Source organism: Zoogloea ramigera (genome assembly GCF_006539865.1).
GTDB classification, from domain to species: domain Bacteria; phylum Pseudomonadota; class Gammaproteobacteria; order Burkholderiales; family Rhodocyclaceae; genus Zoogloea; species Zoogloea ramigera.
In genome coordinates this window covers 1-875 of the sequence record NZ_BJNV01000186.1, presented here as the reverse complement: position 1 = coordinate 875, position 875 = coordinate 1, and the positions used below count along the sequence as shown (strand labels likewise).

The 875-nt window shown below is 69.9% G+C and carries 1 protein-coding gene; it reads left to right on the top strand.

Annotated elements, in window-relative coordinates; all coding sequences use genetic code 11:
• Nucleotides 1-864, top strand: an 864-nt coding sequence (locus ZRA01_RS20365) for an HD domain-containing protein (protein WP_141355194.1), incomplete at its 5' end; no start/stop codon positions are given.
• Between the last annotated feature and the right edge of the window lie 11 nt (nt 865-875).

Below are 875 nucleotides of genomic sequence, written 5' to 3'. Positions count from 1 at the left end.
GTTGACGCGCGCAACCTGCTCAACGTGGCGGTCGTCTTCCATGAGCGGGCGGTGCTGCGGGTGGAGTGGCTGTGCCGGCATCCGGACAGCCGGCTGACCGCGGGCAGCCTGGTGTCGATCCGTTGGCTCGGCCGGCCGACCAGCACCCTGGGGGCGATCCGCATCGCACGGCTGGTGAAGCTGGAACGCCCCGAGGCGAGCCTCAACCCCTTCGACACGGTGCCCCACGCCTGGGTCCGGGACCGGGCGCTCGTCGCGCGGGCGGGGTGTTTCTGGGAGGGCCTGGGCCGGCCGCTGCAGCATCTCTTCAACGCGGTGTTCTGGGATTCGAAGCGCTTCCAGCGTTATCTCGAGGGGCCGAGTTCGCTGCACGGGCATCACAACGACCGCAACGGCAACTTCCGCCATGCACTGGAAGTCGCCGAGCGGGCCCGGACCCTCGGCAGTCATCACGCGGAGGTGCATCTGCCGGTGTTGATCGCCGGAAGCCTGCTGCACGACGCGGGCAAGGCGGAGGAGTACCAGTTCAATCCGGTGCGCGGCCGCTACGAGATGACGGAACGTGGGGCGCTGCTCGGCCACAAGCATACGGTGCTCGAGTGGATCGCCGCGGCCCGGGCCCAGCATCGGGTGATCGTGCCGGAGGCCCATTACCTGGCGCTCCTCCATGCCATCACCGCCGCCAAGGGGGCGCCCGACTGGCTGGGGCTGCGGGAGCCCCTGAGCCTGGATGCCCACATCCTGTCGACGGTGGACCGACTCTCCGGTCAGGCCGATCTGGTCAGCCGCCACGCGGCGCGGGACGGGGGCTTCGGTGCCTATCACCGCCACTTGGGCGGACGGCCTTACGTCGTGCGGGAGTGAGGCAGGCAAGG